Origin of the sequence: Facklamia lactis, assembly GCF_015863205.1 — a bacterium.
Taxonomy (GTDB): domain Bacteria; phylum Bacillota; class Bacilli; order Lactobacillales; family Aerococcaceae; genus Facklamia; species Facklamia lactis.
On the sequence record NZ_JACBXQ010000001.1, the window covers coordinates 44929 to 65162 of the forward strand.

A 20234-nucleotide genomic window follows, 5' to 3' on the forward strand; every position below is an offset into this window, starting at 1 on the left:
ATATGATTGATCGCTACGCTCGACCAGAAATGAAACAAATTTGGAGTGATCAGAATAAGTATCAAGCATGGTTAGAAGTAGAAATACTAGCTTCAGAAGCTTGGTCTGAATTGGGTGAAGTCCCTTCTAAGGATGCCCAAGCAATTCGAAAAAATGCTGCTTTTGATATTGAACGAATTTTAGAAATTGAGAAAGATACTAGACATGATGTAGTAGCCTTTACAAGAGCAGTTTCAGAATCTTTGGGAGAAGAGAAGAAATGGATCCATTATGGCTTAACTTCAACGGATATAGTGGATACGGCTTATGGTTATCTTTTAAAACAAGCTAATAATATTATAAGAAAGGATTTAGAGAATCTGACAGATATTATTAGAGAAAAAGCATTAGAACATAAAGATACGGTGATGATGGGGCGTACTCACGGAGTACATGCTGAACCTACTACGTTTGGACTTAAACTTGCTACTTGGTATTCAGAGATGAAAAGGAACATTGAACGTTTTGAACATGCAGCGAAAGGGGTTGAATCTGGAAAAATTTCGGGAGCTGTTGGGACTTTTGCAAATACCCCTCCAGCCGTTGAAGCTTACGTTTGTGAGCAATTGGGTATTCGAGCACAAGAAATATCGACCCAAGTTTTACCAAGAGATTTGCATGCAGAATATTTAGCCTGTATCTCGTTAATTGCAACTAGTATTGAGCGATTTGCTACAGAAATTAGAGGATTACAGAAATCGGAACAAAGGGAAGTAGAAGAGTTTTTTGCTAAAGGACAAAAAGGCTCTTCTGCGATGCCGCACAAACGTAATCCAATTGGTTCTGAGAATATGACAGGGATAGCTCGAGTGATAAGAGGTTATATGGTAACGGCTTATGAGAATGTTGCACTTTGGCATGAACGAGACATTTCACATTCTTCTGCAGAAAGGATTATCATACCTGATGCAACAACTTTATTAAATTATATGCTTAATCGTTTTAGTCGAATTGTTAACGAGTTAACTGTTTTTCCAACCAATATGCAAGAAAATATGAATCGAACTTTTGGTCTGATCTATTCTCAACGCGTTCTTTTAAAATTGATTGATAAAGGAATGTCGAGAGAACAAGCGTATGACTTAGTTCAACCCAAAACTGCTCAAGCATGGGATGAACAAAGATCTTTTAGAGAGCTACTCGAACAAGATTCTCAAATTATGAGAAATTTGACGGTTGAAGATCTAGAAGATGCATTTGATTATACGTATCATTTAAAAGAAGTAGATTCTATATTTGAGCGTGTAGGAATTAAACCTCAGGAGAATGTTAATGGCAGATAAAATTAGATTATTATATGCAGGAAAAGCTAAAAAAGTTTTTGAAACAACAGATCCAGATTACTTAATTGTAGAGTACTTAGATCAGTTGACGGCTCTTAATGGGGCTAAACTCGAAATTAAAGAGGGCAAAGGGATTGTGGCTAGTCAAATTTCAAATTTACTTTTCAATTATTTAAATCGAGAAGGAATCAAAACGCATCATATGAAAGCACTCAATAATCGAGAAGTTCTAGTGAAAAAATTATCGATGATTCCATTAGAAGTGGTATTACGGAATCGAGTAGCTGGTTCCTTAGAAAAACGCTTCAAACTAGAGCGAGGTCAAAAAATTGAACCTATTATTGAGTTCTATTATAAAAATGATGAATTAGATGATCCTTTTATGTGTGAAGATCATATTAGGATTCTCGGATTGATCAGCGAAGAAAAACTTGTCGAGATCAAAAATCTTACAAATGTCATTAACCAATTATTGATTAGTCTCTTTAATAAAGCGAATTTGGAACTAGTGGATTTTAAATTAGAGTTTGGGTTGGATAAGAATGGGGAACTTATCTTAGCTGATGAGATTTCGCCCGATAATTGTCGGATATGGGATAGCCAAAATTTAACAAGTTTAGATAAAGATTTATTTAGGCAAGATAGTGGGGATGTTATTGCTGCTTATCAATTAGTTTTGAAACGTCTTGAAGAAATTACTAATAAATTATAAAGGGGATATTAACATGTATAAAGTTGAAGTTTTTGTTACTTATAAGGAATCTATTTTAGATCCACAGGGAGAAGCTATTAAAGGATCTGTTCATCGAATGGGATATAATGATGTCCAAGAAATTCGCCAAGGTAAATATTTTGAAATGAAAATTGAGAAAAAAGAGCAAAACATTGAAGAAATAGTTGAAAAGATTTGTGATAAAATTCTTGCAAATCCTGTAATGGAGAGTTATCGGTATAATATTTCGGAGGTGGAATAGTATGAAATTTGCTGTGATACAATTTCCAGGATCTAATTGTGATATTGATGCTTTTCATGCTATTAAAGATGTAATGGATGAAGAAGTAGAATATGTTAGTCATAATTCAACAAATCTTGATCAATTTGATGCGGTAATCGTTCCTGGTGGGTTCTCGTTTGGTGATTATTTACGTTGTGGGGCGATTGCTTCCCATTCCAATGTGATGGAGGCTGTTAAAAAATTTGCAGCTTCAGGTAAATTAGTAATTGGTATTTGCAATGGGTTTCAAATTTTAACAGAGGCGGGTCTACTTCCAGGAGCCTTGATACGAAATCATTCTTTGAAATTTATTTCTAAGAATCAGCCTTTAGAAGTTGTAAATGACCAATCAGCTTTTACAAATAGTTATGAAAAAGGACAAGTTATCACTGTACCGATTGCCCATGGGGAAGGTAATTACATTGTTTCAGAGGAAGAATTAGCAGATTTAGAAGCAAATAATCAGATTCTTTTCCGTTATGCTGGAACCAATCCGAATGGATCAATGGGTGATATTGCAGGAGTTGTAAATAAGCAAGGAAATGTGATGGCGATGATGCCTCACCCAGAACGAGCTGTTGAGGCTTTAATTAATGGTACAGATGGAATAGGTGTATTTCAATCGATGATCAAATATTATCAAGATAAGGCGGTGCAAAATGGCTAAAATGCATGAATTTACTCCTCAAGAGATTGAAAGTCAAAAAATTTATCAACAATGGGGTTTAAAAGATGAAGAGTATGCTCATATTCGCGACGATATTCTAGGACGTCAACCTAACTTTACTGAAACAGGACTTTATTCTGTAATGTGGTCAGAACATTGCTCTTATAAAAACTCAAAACCTGTATTGCGTAAATTCCCGATTGAAGGGCCGCAGGTTTTACAAGGACCAGGTGAAGGCGCAGGAATCGTTGATATTGGAGACCAACAAGCAGTAGTCTTTAAAGCAGAAAGCCATAATCATCCTTCAGCAGTTGAACCTTATGAAGGTGCAGCAACAGGTGTTGGAGGAATTCTTCGTGACATTTTCTCAATGGGAGCTCGTCCGATTGCCTCTCTAAACTCTTTGAGATTCGGGGAATTAGATAATGACAGAACGCGTTTCTTGTTTGAAGAAGTTGTAGCAGGAATTGCTGGGTATGGTAATTCCATAGGGATCCCAACAGTTGGTGGTGAAATTGCCTTTGATGATGCTTATAAAGGAAATCCATTAGTTAATGCAATGTCCGTAGGGTTAATTGATCATGAAGATATGCAAGTCGGACAAGCGTCAGGAGTAGGTAATTCAATTGTTTATGTTGGGGCTAAAACAGGTCGTGATGGTATTCATGGCGCCACGTTCGCTTCTGAGGAATTTGATGATGAGGTCGAAACAGAACGTTCAGCTGTTCAAGTTGGGGATCCTTTTATGGAGAAGCTTTTAATGGAAGCTTGTTTGGAAGTTATCTATCATCATAAAGATGCTTTAGTGGGAATACAAGATATGGGCGCAGCAGGCTTGGTTTCTTCTTCTTCTGAAATGGCTGAAAAAGCAGGAACAGGAGTGAAATTAAATCTTGATTTGGTTCCCCAACGTGAATCAGAAATGATTCCCTATGAAATGATGTTATCTGAGTCACAGGAAAGAATGCTCTTGTGTGTTCGGCGTGGTATGGAAGAAGAAATCATCCAAGTCTTCAAGGAATATGACTTGGACGCGGTTATTATTGGTGAAGTGACGGAAGACGGACAATATACCCTAATCCATCAGGGCGAAGTTGTGGCAAATGTTCCAGTAACTTCTTTAGGTGATGGTCCTGTTTATCATAATGAATCAAAAGTTCCTCAGCGTATTTTGGATTGGAAAGAGTTAGGACAGTTCCAACCTGAAATTGATGATGCCAGTCAAGTGCTAAAGGATATTCTTGCCCAGCCTACTATCGCCTCAAAGAAAGTGGCTTATGAGACATTTGATTCACAAGTAAGAACTTCAACTGTAGTGGGGCCAGGATCAGATGCAGCAGTGATTCGAATCAGAGGCACTGAAAAAGCGTTAGCAATGACAGCCGATTATAATTCACGTTATATTTATTTGAATCCTGAAATAGGTGGACAAATGGCAGTTGCTGAAGCAGCTCGTAATATTGTGGCTTCAGGTGGGAAACCACTGGCTATTACTGACTGTTTAAATTTTGGTAATCCTGAAAAACCAGAAGTGTTTTATGAATTAGATAAATCAGCAGATGGTATTGCAGAGGCCTGCAGACAATTAGATACCCCTGTTATTTCAGGAAATGTTTCTCTGTATAATGAATCTAATGGACAGGCTATTTATCCTTCCCCTATGATTGGGATGGTAGGTCTAATTTCTGATGTGAAACAAACAGTGACTCAGAAGTTTAAGCAAGCTGGCGACGTTATTTATTTAATTGGAGAAACAACAGATGCTTTCAATGGAACAGAGTTACAGAAGATGCTACTAGGTAAGATTGAGGGGCCTTTATTTGATTTTGATTTAGAGAGTGAAGTAAAAAATCAAAAGACAGTATCTAATGCGATTTCTAAAGGATTATTGGCATCTGCACACGATTTAAGCGAAGGAGGCTTGGCAGTTGCTATTGCTGAATCAGTATTTGGAACAGAGTTAGGTGCTGAAGTCGAACTTGATTTAACGGCAGATAAATTATTTGCGGAAAATGGGTCACGTTTTATTGTTTCAGTTGAAGCCAGCAAGCAAGATGAATTTGAAAAAGAATTTGGTAAGAACTTTAAACGTATTGGTAAAGTTGTTTCTGAAGATCGCTTAAGAATTAAAGCCCAAGATCAAGAAATTCAAGCCTCTCGTTCAGAGTTACAAGAGATTTGGGAGGAAGCGATACCGTGTCTTTTAAAAGGGAAGTAATTGATGGAATAGAATATCTTTCGACAGATATTAGCGAAGATATTTATGATTTGCCACATGAAGAATGTGGCTTAATTGGAATATGGAATCAAGAAGATGCTGCTTTTGATACTTATTATGGCCTGCATGCACTTCAACATCGTGGGCAAGAAGGCGCAGGAATCGCTTGTTTATTAGATTCTAAAATTAATGCTCATCGTGATTTTGGTTTGGTTCATGAGATATTTAAAGACAAGGAATCACTAATAGAATTAAAAGGTAGTTCTAGTTTGGGACATGTTCGTTATGCAACATCTGGCACAAGTGATATTAATAATATTCAACCTTTAGTTTTTCATTTTGAAGATGGCGATATTGCGATGGCACACAATGGGAATTTGGTGAATGCGAAGTCTATCAAGAAAGAATTAGAACAGAAGGGGTCTATTTTTCAAACTACTTCTGATTCGGAAGTGATTATGCACCTTGTAAGAAGGTCAGAGGCTGGAAGTTTCCATGATAAATTGAAGGAAGCCCTTTGCCAGGTTGTAGGAGGATATACTTATCTCTTTTTGACAAATAATGAATTAATTGGCGCATGTGATCCGAACGGGTTTCGGCCTCTGATTGTCGGTCAATTGCCTGAAAAAGGCTACGTAATGGCTTCAGAATCAACAGCTTTAGACCAAATTGGGGCTCAGTATTTATTTGATGTAGAACCTGGGCAAATTGTTTATATCAATAATCAAGGCATAGAAAAAGAGTATTACACTGAAAAACGACAACAAGCGATTTGTTCGATGGAATTTATCTATTTTGCTCGACCTGATTCTAATATTCATGGTGTGAATGTTCATACTGCAAGAAAAAAATCGGGACGTATCCTAGCAGAAGAAGCACCTTGTCCAGAGGCAGACATCGTAATTGGTGTACCAAACTCATCTTTATCAGCGGCATCCGGTTATGCTGAAGCTGCAGGAATTCCTTATGAAATGGGTCTTATTAAGAACCAATATACAGCAAGAACTTTTATTCAACCTACTCAAGAATTAAGAGAACGAGGAGTTCGAATGAAGCTTTCGGCTGTTAGGAAAGTCGTTGAAGGCAAAAAAATAGTGATGGTTGATGATTCTATCGTAAGAGGAACAACCAGTAAGAGAATAGTTCGCCTTTTAAAAGAAGCAGGAGCGGCAGAAGTACATGTTAGAATTGCGTCACCTGCTCTAAAGCACCCATGTTTTTATGGGATCGATATTTCAAATACGCAAGAGTTGATAGCTGCTAATCATACGCAAGAGGAAATTACGGCTATCATAGGCGCAGATTCATTAGCTTATTTAAGTGAAGATGGCTTAATATCAGCCATCAATCTTTCGTCTTCAGCTCCATACCAAGGTTTATGTATGGCTTACTTTAATGGAGATTATCCTACAGCCTTGCATGATTTTGAAGAAAAATATAAGTTAGAATTAGCAAAAATCGTTAAGAACTAAAGCTTCAAAGAGGAGGATATTAAATGACACAAGGTAATGCATACAGTCGTGCTGGGGTAGATGTTCATGCTGGTTACGAAGCGGTTAATCGAATGCAAAAACATGTAAAAAGAACGCTGAGATCAGAGGTTCTAACTAATTTAGGTGGTTTTGGGGGCGCTTTTGATTTATCTAAATTTAATTATCAAGAGCCTGTTTTAGTCAGTGGAACAGATGGGGTAGGAACAAAATTGATGGTAGCTATCGGGTCTGAAAAATATGATACGGTAGGAATTGATTGTGTTGCTATGTGTGTAAATGATATTGTGGCGCAAGGTGCCGAACCACTCTTCTTTCTAGATTATATTGCCTTAGGTAATAACAAACCAGAAGTAGTGGAAAGTATTGTTTCTGGTGTTGCAGAAGGGTGTGTGCAAGCAGGAGCAGCTCTAATTGGTGGAGAAACGGCTGAGATGCCGGGAATGTATGCATATGATGATTTTGATATTGCTGGCTTTGCAGTAGGAATTGGTGAGAAGAATCAATTAATTACAGGGGAGAAAGTTAAAGCAGGAGATATTTTGATTGGGTTAGCAGCTTCTGGTATTCATTCTAATGGGTTCTCCTTGGTTAGAGATATTTTATTTGAACAACATGATTATAAATTAGATCAAGTATTAATTGAAGGTTCAGACATTACTGTGTCAGAAGCTTTATTGGAGCCTACCAAGATATATGTACAATCAGTATTACCTTTTGTTAAAGAAGGAATCATTAGTGGAATTGCTCATATTACGGGTGGTGGATTTATTGAAAACTTGCCACGTATGATGGGAAATCATCTTGCTGCTGAAATTAAATTAGGTTCTTGGCCCGTTCTCCCTATTTTTAATCAATTGCAAGCCTTGGGTAATGTAGATTCCTTAGAGATGTATGAAATTTTCAATATGGGAATAGGAATGGTATTGGCTGTTCCTGCTGAATATGTTGTACAAGTAAAAGAGCAATTAGATCAGAAGGGTGAGCTTTGTTACGAAATTGGGCAAGTAGTTGAAAAAACTGATCAAGAAGTTATCTTTAAATAGGAGGTTGGATATGCGGTTTGCTATCTTTGCTTCAGGATCCGGTTCGAATTTTCAGAAGATTGTTGAGTCACATTATCAAAATCCAAAAGTCGAATTTGTGTTTTTGTTCACCGATCAAAAACAGGCGTATGCTATTCAACGTGCGAAGATGTTAGGCGTTCCAGTTAAAGTTGCACAGCCTAAGGATTTTCCGGTTCGTTTGGAATATGAAAAATATCTAGTTGAATTATGCCAGGAAGCAAAAGTAGACTATATTTTATTGGCGGGGTATATGCGAATTATTGGGTCTCCCTTATTAAATGCATATGCTAATCGAATTATTAATATCCATCCTTCGTTATTACCTGATTTTCCTGGGAGGACAGGTATTGCAGATGCGTATAATGCTGGAGTGACTGAAACTGGTGTGACGGTCCATTTGGTTGACGAGGGAATTGATACGGGACCTATTCTAGCGCAGGAGAAAGTTACAATTGATGAAGGAGATACTTTGGCAGATTTAGAAACGAAAATTCACCAAATAGAACATCAACTCTATCCAAGAGTGGTTGGACAGTTAATAGAAGAAGGGAAAAGATATGACACGAGCATTAATTAGTGTATCAGATAAGACAAATTTGATAGCAATAGCACAGGTTCTTCAGGAGATGGGGATCGAAATTATATCGACAGGTGGAACGCAAGCATATCTTAGTAAAAATGGCATTACAACTATTTCCATTGAAGAGGTGACAGGCTTTCCAGAACTTTTGGATGGGCGAGTTAAAACTCTACATCCTAAAGTTCATGGCGGTCTTTTGGCTCTTCGTGATAATCGAAATCATATGCAGGCGTTAGAAGAACACCAAATTGAGAAGATTGATTATATTATTGTGAATCTATACCCATTTAAAGAAACGATTCAGGATCCGAATGTTAATCTTTTTGAAGCAATTGAAAAGATCGATATCGGGGGACCCAGCATGCTACGTTCGGCAGCAAAAAATTATGAATCAGTCACTGTTATTTCTGATCCAGAGGACTATGAGCAGGTCATCAGTGAATTAAAAGAACATGGAGCGACTTGTTTATCTACTCGTAAACTGCTCGCACAAAAAGTTTTTGCTCATACAGCTTCTTATGATGCTGCCATTGCTAGTTATTTATCAAAGCAGCTAAGTGAAGAGCAAACAAAAGATTCAATCGATTCTGACACCTTAACTTTAACAGGAGAACGACTGCATGAATTACGCTATGGTGAGAATAGCCATCAAACAGCCACGGTTTATGCTAATCCGCAGGCTCCTAGTTATTCGATTACCAAAGCTGAAAAATTAAATGGGAAAAATTTATCCTTTAATAATTATCGTGATGCGGATGCAGCAATCAAAATCTTGCGAGAATTTTCTGATCAAATTTGTGCAGTTGCGGTTAAGCATTTAAATCCCTGTGGAGTAGCGATTGGAAATACGATTGAAGAATCGTTTACACGTTGCTATGAATCGGATCCTGTTTCCATATTTGGAGGCATTGTGGCTTTTAATCAACCCATCACAGAAAAATTAGCCAATCGACTACATCAAATGTTTCTAGATGTTATTATTGCACCCGACTTTGAAGAAGAAGCCCTTGAGATATTAAAGCAGAAACCAAATGTAAGACTTTTAAGACTCAAAATGGATGATTTAACAATGGAAGAAAAAGAAGTCATATCAGTATCAGGCGGTATCCTTGTTCAAGATCAAGATTTAATTGAAGAAGAGCCAAGCGAATGGGTGCTAATGACTGAGAAAGATGTTACATCCATTCAACGAGAAGCCTTACAATTTGCTTGGAAAGTAGCGAAGCATGTAAAGTCTAATGCGATTGTAGTGACGAATGAGTATCAAACGTTTGGTATTGGTGCGGGACAAACGAATCGAGTAGGTGCAGCAAAGATTGCTATAGAACAAGCTGAACAAAGTGGCTTTGATCTGACGAATATGGTGCTAGCATCAGATGCGTTTATTCCTATGATAGATACAATTGAGTATGCTCATCAGCATCAAGTTAAGGCAATCATCCAACCGGGCGGTTCGATTAATGATCAAGAAGTCATTGATAAAGCTAATGAGTATAATATTTCGATGTTAGCGACAAACGTCAGACACTTCCGTCATTAGTAAAGGAGGGATCTTATGAAATTACTTGTTATTGGTTCAGGTGGAAGAGAACATGCGATTGCTTTTCATCTTAAACAAAGTTCTTTAGTTCAAGAAGTATATTGTGCTCCAGGTAATCCCGGTATGCAAGCAGATGGCATTCATTGCTTAGATATATCTGAAATGGATTTTGAGTCTTTAATCGCTTTTGCAAAGGAAGAGCAGATCGATTGGACATTCGTAGGTCCTGAGGCTCCTTTATTCGGAGGAATAGTGGATCATTTTGCAGAGTCAGGTCAGGTCGCTTTTGGTCCTAGTCAGGCAGCTGCACAAATTGAAGCATCAAAACTTTTTGCGAAACGTTTGATGGAAAAGTACCATATCCCTACTGCTAAATACCAGACATTTACAGACCAAAAAGAAGCTTTGAAATATTTAGAACAACAAACGCTCCCGATAGTGATAAAAGTGGATGGGCCAGCTGCTGGTAAAGGAGTGACCGTAGCAGAGACTCTATCTGCAGCGAAAAATGCGGTTATACAAGCTTTTGGTAAGGAAGATGGTAATCAAAGAATAGTTGTAGAAGAATGTTTAGAAGGACCAGAATTTTCAATATTCAGTATGGTTTTTAATGGGAAGGTTTGTCATAGTGTACCTGCAAGAGACCATAAAAGACTTGAAGATGGAGATAGAGGACCTAATACAGGTGGAATGGGAGCGTTAGCTCCTTTAATAGATATTTCAGCAGAAATTTATCAACGAGCTATAAGGGAAATAGTTGAACCTACTCTTGAAGCAATGGCAAAAGAGGGAACTCCTTTTAATGGTGTTTTATATACTGGTCTAATGCTAACAAAAGAAGGTCCTAAAGTGATTGAGTACAACGCTCGCTTTGGAGACCCAGAAACCCAAGTGGTATTACCTTTATTAAAAACGGACTTTGCTAGTTTAATCAATAATTTACTACATGGTAAGGATACAGATGTGGAATGGGATGAGGATTCAACTTGTTTAGGAGTGGTTTTAGCTGCTGAAGGCTATCCAGAAAAACCAATCAAAGGGATTGAATTTACATTAAATTCAGTTAATAATCCAGCACTTAAGATTTACTATGCAGGGATCTCATCGCTCGATCCTATATGTTCTTCGGGAGGTCGGATTGCTATGGTGACAGGATATGCTTCGAATAAAAAAGCAGCCCAAGAATTAGTTTATCACTATTTAAAAGAACAAAAGTTAGAAAAAATACAGTATCGAGAAGATATTGGAGATACTGTTTAACAAAGGAATTCGAACAAGTTTTTGAAAGTAACTTGTTCGGATCTTTTGTTTTATATGCTATAATAATTTTTTGAAAAGGGGGTAGACGGTGTTTTATATAAAAGAATTTTTTTCTCAATTTTGGAAATCACTTGATTTTTTTAGCATCAGTAAGCACTTGTTGTTTCTTCTAGGAAAATTGTTTGTGACGATCTTTTTTTTATTTCTTATTAAAACAATTGCCACTAAATTAATTGATAGTTACTTTCTAGGTAATCGAGCAAAACGATTAAGATTTGAAAACCAAGCCAGAAATAAAACGCTGTGTCGTTTGTTTAATAATGTTGTTCAATATATTTATTATTTTATGCTAGCTTATTCTGTTTTATCGATTGTTGGAATTCCGGTAGGAACTTTAATTGCAGGAGCTGGAGTAGCAAGTTTAGCAATTGGTCTTGGAGCCAAGGATTTAGTTGCAGATATTGTCAATGGTTTTTTCATTTTATTGGAACACCAATTTGATGTAGGGGATCATGTGGTGATCAATGACTATAGTGGACAAATATATTCGATAGGATTGAGAACGACAGTGATTAGAGATTATGATGGAGTTCATCATTTTATTCCTAATGGGGAAATTGGTCAAATGTCTAATAAATCACGGGAAAGTGTCAGAATTGAAATCGATCTCTTGATATATCCAGACCAAAATATAGATATTTTAGAAGAAGTGCTCAAAAAGGTTTATCAACAAAATGCTGAAATTGATGAAGAAGTAGTGAGGCAAGCTGATTTCTTGGGTGTTTTTAAGGATCTTCATGGACGTTTAATCTATAAAGTACGGATTTGGGCGAGATCCGCTGATGATACTCTGTCAGTGAAAGGAAGGTATTATAAATTGTTTGTGAATGCTATGTCACAGGCGGAAATTGTTATGCCGCTGAGTGATAGAGAGAGAATTACTATTATAAGTGAAAAAAGATAACCAATCTTTTATGGATGGTTATCTTTTTTATTTGCTATAAATGGACGCTTCTCTCTTCAGTTATTACTACGTCAACCAATTGATCGTGTTCTTCCATTGGAATATTATTACGCTGCAAGAGAGCGTAGAATGGTAGGATTAGGTGGGGATTGTTTGTTCTTTGTAAGTAGCGATCATAGTAACCACCTCCGTAGCCTAAGCGCTCTCCTTGGTTATTACAGGTGACGCAAGGCATTATGATGAGATCAATGTCACTGGCTTTAATAATAGGGCTAGACTGAATTGGTTCAGGAATTCCAAAGGATGATTTTTCAAGTTGGGTTTGTGGTGTATATTCTAAAGCTTCCATGACGCGTTTAGGATAAACTCTTGGGATACCCACTTTTTTCCCTTCTTGCCAAGCTCTCTCAATAATTGGGTGGCTATTAAATTCATCTTCAGTGGAATAAAAGACCATAATAGTGTTAGCTTGTTGAAATTCTTCTAAGGCGAAGAGTTTTTGGTAAATTACTTTTTCTGCTTCTTCTCGATATTCATTTGACAATTTTTCTCTAGCTGAGAATATTTCTTTTCTTAATTCATTCTTATCGATTTTGATCTCCCCCAGTTTCATCCTTTTATAGCTATGATTATATCATTCTTCATTAAAATTTCAAAAAGTAGATTCAGTGTTTGTAACTCAATCAAAAATCCAATAGAATAGTATCTATTGAAAGGTGGTTTTTGAATGTTTAATCAGTTTGCAAAATACTATCGTCCATATCGTAAATTATTTGTGATTGATTTTTCTTGTGCTATATTAGCAGCTTTTTTGGAACTGTTATTCCCTGCAGCAGTTAATCGGATAATCGATACGGTTCTACCTCAAGCGGATTTATCTCTAATTTTGATTGTGTCGGTAATATTATTTGTTTTATATATTTTTAATATGTTTTTAAATTATATTGTAGTAACGATTGGCCATCGTTTAGGAATTAATATTGAAACTGATTTGCGTCGAGAGCTTTTTGCCCATTATCAGAAACAGTCTTACCATTATTTTGATAAACATAAGACCGGAGAATTGATGAGTAGAATTACGACTGATTTATTTGATATTTCAGAGTTAGCCCATCATGGTCCAGAAGATATTTTTATTACGTTAATGACACTAATAGGAGCCTTTATCTTGATGTTGAGGGTTCATGCAGAGCTGGCAATTATAACGGTATTATTGGTGCCATTATTAGCGATGGTCTTTATCTATTTCAATCGTAAAATGGTGAGAATTAATCGTAAAATCTTTAGCAATCTTGGCCAATTTACAGCTGGAATTCAGAACTCATTATCTGGAATCCGCGTTGTCAAAGCTTTTGCAAATGAAATGTTTGAGAAAGAAAATTTTGAAAATTTGATCCAAGGATACCGTAAGCAAAAATTGAATTATTATCAAACAATGGGAAGCTCTTCTTCCTTTAATTATATAATGATGCGTCTAATTAATTTATTTGCTTTGTTGGCAGGCTCTTTTTACACTTTGCGGGGCGAAATTTCAATTGGAGAGATGGTAGGATTTATCCTTTTATCGAATGTTTTTATTCGACCGATTGAGAAAATTAATGCAATGTTAGAATTATATCCAAAGGGATATGCTGGTTTTAAAAGATTCCAAGAAGTGTTAGCACAAGAACCTGATATTGTCGATAAAGAAGATGCAATTGATGCCCCTGCTTTTTTAGGTGAAATAACTTATACAAATGTTCACTTTGCCTATGAAAAAGATGTTCCTATTCTCAAAAATATTAATTTAAAGATTCATGCAGGCGAGAATGTAGCTTTCGTAGGACCAAGTGGAGCAGGGAAAACAACCATCGTAAATTTACTGCCACGTTTCTATGAAGTTGATGAGGGATCTATTAAAATCGATGGAATCGATCTTAGAGATATGACGATGGAATCTTTGCGCAAACAAATCGGAATAGTCCAACAAGATGTCTTTTTATTTGGAGGAACGATTCGTGAAAATGTGCTATATGGGCGCCTTGATGCCAGTGAAGATGAGGTAGAGCAGGCTATTAAAGCAGCTCGTTTAGAAGAAGTAGTAGCGGATTTACCAGCGGGTTTGGATACACAAATTGGTGAGCGAGGTGTTCGCTTATCTGGAGGTCAAAAACAGCGATTATCGATTGCAAGAATTTTCTTGAAAAACCCTGCTATTTTAATATTGGATGAAGCAACATCTGCTTTAGATACAAAAACAGAACAATTTATTCAGCAATCACTCGAAAAACTTTCACAAGGACGAACAACTTTAGTGATTGCACATCGATTAGCCACAATTAAGAATGTAGATCGGATTATTGTAGTAAATCAAGAAGGTATTGTAGAAGATGGTAGCCACGATGAACTATTAGCGTTGAATGGACAATATGCTGCTCTATATAATGCTCAATTCGGTAAAAGAGGGGATTAATATGTATACTTTACCTAATTTATCCAACATAGCTCCAGAATGGTATTCGATTCTGGAGGATCATTTACTTTCGGATAATTATTTATATTTAATATCTCGTATTGAAGGTGAAGCGAAAGAATACTGTATTTATCCTGACTGCTCAAACGTTTTTCGAGCATTAACTTTAACTAAGCCATCAGAGGTAAAAGTGGTGATAATTGGTCAGGATCCCTATCATGGGCCTAAACAAGCAAACGGGCTAGCTTTCTCCGTTAATTCTGGAGTAAAGTTACCCCCTTCTTTAAAAAATATCTTTAAAGAATTAGCAGAAGATTTAGGAACTGATTTACGTCAAGAGAGCGACCTATCTGATTGGGCAAGACAAGGAGTTTTATTGTTAAATAGAGTCTTAACGGTTAGAGCGGGTCAAGCGGGATCACATCAAAATTTGGGCTGGGAAGATTTTACTCAAGAAATTGTGAAGCAGATAAATCAAAATATTCATCCTATTGTATTTGTCCTTTGGGGTAAAACGGCTCAAACTTTAGAACCCTTTATCGATCTCGATCGTCATTCAGTGATAAAGTCAGTTCATCCAAGCCCACTTAGTGCATATCGCGGCTTTTTCGGCTCAAAACCCTTTAGTCATATTAATGCAAAACTAAAAGCAACTGGACAAGATCCAATTGCTTGGTAAGTTATAATAGTTTGAATTGAATGTACATCATGAGTATTGCTAGACCATTATTTATAAAATGAAAGGCCATTGAAGCAATAATGTTTCGATCATACTTCCAATAGATATAAGTTAAACTTAGGGTGATTGGTAAATAGATAATGGCATCTGCTAGCATTAGACTATGAGCGGCTGTAAATAAAACGATTGAAATGATGGTGTTTAAGATTAATTTATTTCTTTTATCCTGATGTACGGGTCCAATGATAGCTTCACGAAAAACAAGTTCCTCAATAAACGGCGCAAAAATTACCATTAGGAAAGCGGAAAATAAGAAAGGATTATTTTGAAAGAAGTCATTTAACATTTGTTGATTTTGAGCTAAATCTTCAATATTAATAAAATTACTTACTAACATGATACCTATGACTGATAAAGCTTTACTCAAGATAAATACGATCGTAATGTCTTTAAATAATTTACCCCAGGATCCTTCTTGTTCTTTTAATAAAAGCCAGTCTTTTTGTAAAGTTTCTTTATATAAAAATGAAGCTAAAATTATGAGCAGGACATTTGCTACGAAGGTCAAAGCTAATAGCATTGGATTACTAACTTTGAGCGTGTAGAGTATAGCGGGAAACACAATATATAATAATAAATAAGAGCTAATCATTAAGACTGACTTTTTGTTCATTAATATTCCTCCATAAATGATTGATGTTATTATTATAATAGAAAATAATGAAGAATAAATAGACTTAGGTCCTTAAATCCATGACTTTGGTCATTAATTTGAGGGTTATTTAAAGAAAGTATAGACGCTAAGGAGTATAATATGAAAGAGATAACGGTTACAAATTTATGTAAATCATATGGAAGTAAAACTTTAATTGAAAATGTAAATTTTTCGATTCGGACTGGAGATCGAATCGGTTTGATTGGACCTAATGGAACCGGTAAATCTTCGCTATTAAAGGTACTTGCAGGGAAAGATAATTATGATGCGGGGACCATCTCTCAATCAAAAAATTATGAAATTGCTTATTTGGAACAGAATCCACAATTGAATCCTGCTCAGACAGTTCTGGAAGCTGTTTATGAATCATCAGCTCCTTTAATACAACTGTTACTTAAATATGAACAGATAAGATTATCGCTAGAATTAGACCCTAATAATCCTCAACTACAAGAAACTTTTACTTCTATCAGTGAGGAAATGACGCTTAAAGGAGCATGGGATATTGAAATTGTGGCGAAAACAATTTTAACTCAGTTAAAGATTTTTGATATGAATCACTTAGTTGGAAGTTGTTCAGGAGGACAAAAGAAGAGGATAGGTTTGGCTCAAGTTTTGATTGCAGAACCTGATTTACTCATTTTAGATGAACCGACCAATCATTTGGATATTCAAACGATTCAATGGTTAGAAAAACATCTAGCTAATTATAAAGGAGCGCTATTATTAGTAACGCACGATCGTTATTTTTTAGAACGTTCTGTGAATAAAATTTTTGAATTACGACAAGGATTATTAAGGGAATATGAAGGAAATTATCAGACTTACTTGACTAAACGAGCAGAAGAATTTGAAATTCAAGAAAAGGTACTTCAAAAACAAGACCGCCTGTATCAACAGGAGCTGGCTTGGATGCGACAAGGTGCAAGAGCACGTACAACGAAGCAACAAGCTCGTATTGATCGTTTTAAAGATTTGAAGCATGATATTGCGAATCGAAAACAAGAGGAAGGAGAAATAGCATTTGATTTTGGCCAACAGCGTATCGGGAATCAAATTATGGAGCTTGAAAATATAAAAATTAATATTGCGAATAAAGTCGTTATTGAAGATTTCTCTAAAGTCTTTATTAAGGGGGATCGTTTGGGAATTGTAGGTGATAATGGGGTCGGAAAATCTACTTTCCTTAATATGTTAGCTGGTTATCACTCAATTGATCAGGGGATCTATAAAGTAGGACAAACAGTTCGTATTGCTTATTATCGGCAGTTGGATGAAGATTTACCAGATAATATGCGTGTGTTAAACTTTTTAACACAAGTGGCTGATGATTTTGAGCAGACTGATGGATCGAAGGTATCGGCATCACAGATGCTTGAGCGGTTTAATTTTCCTAGAGAAACTCACGGCTCGTTTATTTCTTCCTTGTCTGGTGGAGAGAGACGTCGCTTGTATCTATTAACTTTATTAATACAAGAACCTAACGTCTTACTATTAGATGAGCCAACTAACGATTTGGATATTGATACTTTGACAACTCTCGAAGATTATTTAGCTGAATTTTTAGGAGTTGTCGTGATTGTGTCACATGATCGTTATTTTCTAGATAAAACAGTAGATCAAATCTTAGAACTTACAGGACAAGGAAATTATCAGTTTTATTGGGGAAATTATAGTGATTTTCTAGAAGAAAAAAGTGCCTTATCTAATATAGTCCATTTGGATTTAAAATCACAATCCGTCATAAATAAGAGTCAAAAAAAACACAATAAAAGGATGTCTTATCAAGAGAAAAAAGAATGGGCAGTGATTCAAAAGAATATTGAGGAAATGGAAAGTAAGATAGATAAAATTAATAAGGAGATGATGCAATCGGCAAATAATGCTGTGGCCTTAATGACATTGCAAGAAGAGTTAGATGAATCAGAAGCAAATTTATTGGAGTTATATGAGCGTTATGAGTATCTGAGCAATCTTGATCAATAAGGAGTGGAGAATGAAACAGTATAAAGAATTGATACAGCATGTTTTAGACAATGGGCATGTCAAGTCAGACCGTACGGGAGTTGGAACACGGTCAATCTTTGGTTATCAAATGCGTTTTGATCTAACAGAAGGTTTTCCGATTTTAACGACAAAAAGAATAGCATTTTCTTTAGTGAAAAGTGAATTGCTTTGGTTTTTAAAGGGAGATACAAATATTCGTTTTTTATTAAAACATCATAACCATATTTGGGATGAATGGGCATTTAAGCAATATGTTGAAAGTGATGATTATATTGGACCTGATATGTCTGATTTTGGTAAACGTTCTTTAGAAGATCAGCATTTTGCAATGCTTTACCAACAAGAGATGGCATTATTTCATCAGCAAATTTTAACAGATGATCAATTTGCATTTAAATATGGCGATTTAGGAGAAGTCTATGGTAAACAATGGCGTTCTTGGCAAACCAGAGAAGGAGGGACCATTGATCAAATTCAACAAGTGCTGGATTCACTAATTAGTTCACCTGACTCACGCCGGCATATTGTGACGGCTTGGAATCCAGAAGATGTCCCAAATGCAGCCTTGCCTCCTTGTCATATCTTGTTTCAGTTCTATGTAGCTGATAACAAACTTTCCTGTCAACTCTATCAAAGATCAGCAGATATTTTTTTGGGGGTTCCTTTTAATATTGCTTCTTATGCTTTATTAATACATTTGATTGCTAGAGAGATAGGTCTAGAAGTAGGGGAGTTCATTCATACCATAGGAGATGCTCATATTTATGAAAATCACTTGGAGGCTGTTCGTTTATTGATGCAAAGAGAACCTAGAGAACTACCATATTTAGTTCTTGAAACTGATAAAAAAATGGCAGAACTTACAGTAGACGATATAAGATTAGAAGGTTATCGGCCTCACGATACAATTAAGGCGCCCATTGCAGTATAAGGAGGAGAAAAAATGATTACTTATGTTTATGCACAAGATAAACGAGGGGCTATTGGATATAATAATGATTTACCCTGGTATTTACCAAATGATTTAAAGTTTTTTAAAAAGGTCACAATGGGACATAGCATTTTGATGGGGAGAAAGACTTTTGAAAGCATGAATAAACGTTTATTGCCTGGTAGAAAAACCATTGTAATGACTTCTGACGTAGAATATGGACAAGATATTGAAGGGTTGAAGGTAGTTAATTCGATTGATCAGGTAATTAAACTAGCTAATGATCAGGAGTTAATGGTAATTGGAGGAGCAGGAGTCTTTAAATCTTTATTTCCTTATGTAGATCGAATTATACGGACTGTGATTGATGAAGAGTTTGAAGCTGATACCTATATGCCAGAATTAGATACAAATCAATTTGAATTAGTTCAAGAGCAGATAGGAAAGATTGATGAGAAAAATAAATATGCTCACCGTTTTGAATGGTGGGAACGAAAAAAGGAGAATGGGGATAGTGTATAAAACGATTAAGGGTATAGGAATTGTTGGAACAGGAAATATGGGATCAGCCCTTACACAAATTTTTGCAAAACATCACCCAGATATTCCCTTATATTTAGCAGATTATTTTAATGAAAAAGCTATTCAATTAGCAGAACAAACGAATGTTAATGCTTGTCGAATGGAAGATCTAGATAAAGAAATGTTTCCCCATGTCAATTTGATTTTTATTGCGGTGAAACCTAAGGATTTGCCGGATCTTTTTAAAAAACTTGCAATTTGCAAAAACATTGATTCAGAGACTAGATGGGTATCACTGGCAGTAGGAGTGAGTCTGGAGCAACTGCATTCATATTTTCCAGCAGGTCAACAATTTATTCGTATTATGCCTAACACACCGGTCGCAATCGGTCAAGGCTACGTTTCTACTTGTTTTGATAATGAAATCAGCGAGGAAGTTCAGGAAGAATTTATTCAATTCATGCAGGTAACTGGTCAGGTGGTTCAACTTGATGAAAACTTGTTTGATGTTGCAAGTGCAGTTGCAGGTTCTGGACCCGCTTTTATCTTTCAATTAATTGAGGCGATGAGTGATGCCGCTGTTTATTATGGGATACCACGTTCACAAGCACTTCAAATGTCTGCTACTACTGTTGCAGGGGCGGCCAAAATGGTTTCAGAAACGAATCAGCATCCTGCTCAACTTAAAGATGCGGTGACGAGTCCTAGTGGAACAACAATTGCTGGAATTAGAACCTTAGAAGCCGGTGCTTTTAGGTCTTCGATAATTGAAGCAATTGCAGCAACCGTTGAAAAAGCAAAAGAATAGATTAAAATCCCGATACC

Annotated in this window: 19 protein-coding genes; 17 read left to right on the plus strand and 2 right to left on the minus strand. The window is 36.2% G+C overall.

Features of this window, described 5'->3' with window-relative positions; translation table 11 throughout:
- Positions 1-2: 2 nt before the first annotated feature.
- The 11 genes from purB (at position 3) to HZY91_RS00265 (ending at position 12103) form a co-directional block, all read left to right on the plus strand.
- Entirely contained in the window at positions 3-1322 is a 1320-nt protein-coding gene (gene purB / locus HZY91_RS00215; RefSeq protein ID WP_197113290.1) for an adenylosuccinate lyase, read from the plus strand.
- Entirely contained in the window at positions 1312-2034 is a 723-nt protein-coding gene (purC, locus tag HZY91_RS00220) for a phosphoribosylaminoimidazolesuccinocarboxamide synthase (protein WP_197113292.1), read from the plus strand. Before purB ends, purC begins: the two co-directional genes overlap by 11 nt.
- Before the next feature lie 13 nt (positions 2035-2047).
- Entirely contained in the window at positions 2048-2296 is a 249-nt protein-coding gene (gene purS / locus HZY91_RS00225) for a phosphoribosylformylglycinamidine synthase subunit PurS (protein WP_197113294.1), read from the plus strand.
- A 1-nt stretch (position 2297) separates the two neighbouring features.
- The gene (gene purQ, locus HZY91_RS00230) at positions 2298-2984 is read left to right on the plus strand and encodes a phosphoribosylformylglycinamidine synthase subunit PurQ (RefSeq protein ID WP_197113296.1); all 687 of its coding nucleotides are present in this window, start codon (positions 2298-2300) and stop codon (positions 2982-2984) included.
- Complete coding sequence (gene purL / locus HZY91_RS00235) at positions 2977-5202, plus strand: phosphoribosylformylglycinamidine synthase subunit PurL (RefSeq protein ID WP_197113298.1); 2226 nt, start codon at positions 2977-2979, stop codon at positions 5200-5202. The genes purQ and purL overlap by 8 nt, the downstream gene beginning before the upstream one ends.
- 29 nt (positions 5203-5231) lie before the next feature.
- Positions 5232-6674 (plus strand): amidophosphoribosyltransferase, encoded by a 1443-nt coding sequence (gene purF / locus HZY91_RS00240; RefSeq protein WP_197114525.1) that lies wholly within the window; start codon positions 5232-5234, stop codon positions 6672-6674.
- 23 nt (positions 6675-6697) lie between these two features.
- Complete coding sequence (purM, locus tag HZY91_RS00245; protein ID WP_197113299.1) at positions 6698-7738, plus strand: phosphoribosylformylglycinamidine cyclo-ligase; 1041 nt, start codon at positions 6698-6700, stop codon at positions 7736-7738.
- Between the two features lie 10 nt (positions 7739-7748).
- Positions 7749-8336: a phosphoribosylglycinamide formyltransferase gene (purN, locus tag HZY91_RS00250; protein ID WP_197113301.1), complete on the plus strand. Its 588-nt coding sequence runs from the start codon at positions 7749-7751 to the stop codon at positions 8334-8336.
- Positions 8317-9879, plus strand: coding sequence for a bifunctional phosphoribosylaminoimidazolecarboxamide formyltransferase/IMP cyclohydrolase (gene purH / locus HZY91_RS00255; protein ID WP_197113303.1), 1563 nt, complete (start codon positions 8317-8319; stop codon positions 9877-9879). The genes purN and purH overlap by 20 nt, the downstream gene beginning before the upstream one ends.
- A 15-nt stretch (positions 9880-9894) precedes the next feature.
- A complete protein-coding gene (purD, locus tag HZY91_RS00260) occupies positions 9895-11139 on the plus strand; it encodes a phosphoribosylamine--glycine ligase (RefSeq protein ID WP_197113306.1) in 1245 nt (414 codons plus the stop codon).
- A gap of 88 nt (positions 11140-11227) precedes the next feature.
- The gene (locus tag HZY91_RS00265) at positions 11228-12103 is read left to right on the plus strand and encodes a mechanosensitive ion channel family protein (protein ID WP_197113310.1); all 876 of its coding nucleotides are present in this window, start codon (positions 11228-11230) and stop codon (positions 12101-12103) included.
- Positions 12104-12137: 34 nt separating this feature from the next.
- Here the strand turns inward: HZY91_RS00265 and HZY91_RS00270 are convergent, their stop codons facing one another.
- Entirely contained in the window at positions 12138-12716 is a 579-nt protein-coding gene (locus HZY91_RS00270; RefSeq protein WP_197113313.1) for a 5-formyltetrahydrofolate cyclo-ligase, read from the minus strand.
- 114 nt (positions 12717-12830) lie between these two features.
- On the opposite strand from HZY91_RS00270, the gene HZY91_RS00275 reads away from it, so the two are divergent.
- Together HZY91_RS00275 and HZY91_RS00280 are read left to right on the plus strand one after the other, a co-directional pair.
- A complete protein-coding gene (locus HZY91_RS00275) occupies positions 12831-14555 on the plus strand; it encodes an ABC transporter ATP-binding protein (RefSeq protein ID WP_197113316.1) in 1725 nt (574 codons plus the stop codon).
- A gap of 1 nt (position 14556) precedes the next feature.
- Positions 14557-15234, plus strand: coding sequence for a uracil-DNA glycosylase (locus HZY91_RS00280; RefSeq protein ID WP_197113320.1), 678 nt, complete (start codon positions 14557-14559; stop codon positions 15232-15234).
- Between the two features lies 1 nt (position 15235).
- Here HZY91_RS00280 and HZY91_RS00285 read toward each other — a convergent pair whose 3' ends face one another.
- The gene (locus HZY91_RS00285; RefSeq protein ID WP_197113323.1) at positions 15236-15907 is read right to left on the minus strand and encodes a CPBP family intramembrane glutamic endopeptidase; all 672 of its coding nucleotides are present in this window, start codon (positions 15905-15907) and stop codon (positions 15236-15238) included.
- Positions 15908-16048: 141 nt separating this feature from the next.
- Between HZY91_RS00285 and HZY91_RS00290 the strand changes: the two genes are divergently transcribed.
- The 4 genes from HZY91_RS00290 to proC are packed head-to-tail and all read left to right on the plus strand — an operon-like array spanning position 16049 to position 20217.
- The gene (locus tag HZY91_RS00290; RefSeq protein ID WP_197113326.1) at positions 16049-17935 is read left to right on the plus strand and encodes an ABC-F family ATP-binding cassette domain-containing protein; all 1887 of its coding nucleotides are present in this window, start codon (positions 16049-16051) and stop codon (positions 17933-17935) included.
- Positions 17936-17945: 10 nt separating this feature from the next.
- Entirely contained in the window at positions 17946-18887 is a 942-nt protein-coding gene (locus tag HZY91_RS00295; protein WP_197113329.1) for a thymidylate synthase, read from the plus strand.
- 12 nt (positions 18888-18899) lie between these two features.
- A complete protein-coding gene (locus tag HZY91_RS00300; protein WP_197113332.1) occupies positions 18900-19409 on the plus strand; it encodes a dihydrofolate reductase in 510 nt (169 codons plus the stop codon).
- Complete coding sequence (proC, locus tag HZY91_RS00305) at positions 19402-20217, plus strand: pyrroline-5-carboxylate reductase (protein WP_197113335.1); 816 nt, start codon at positions 19402-19404, stop codon at positions 20215-20217. The genes HZY91_RS00300 and proC overlap by 8 nt, the downstream gene beginning before the upstream one ends.
- Positions 20218-20234 lie beyond the last annotated feature (17 nt).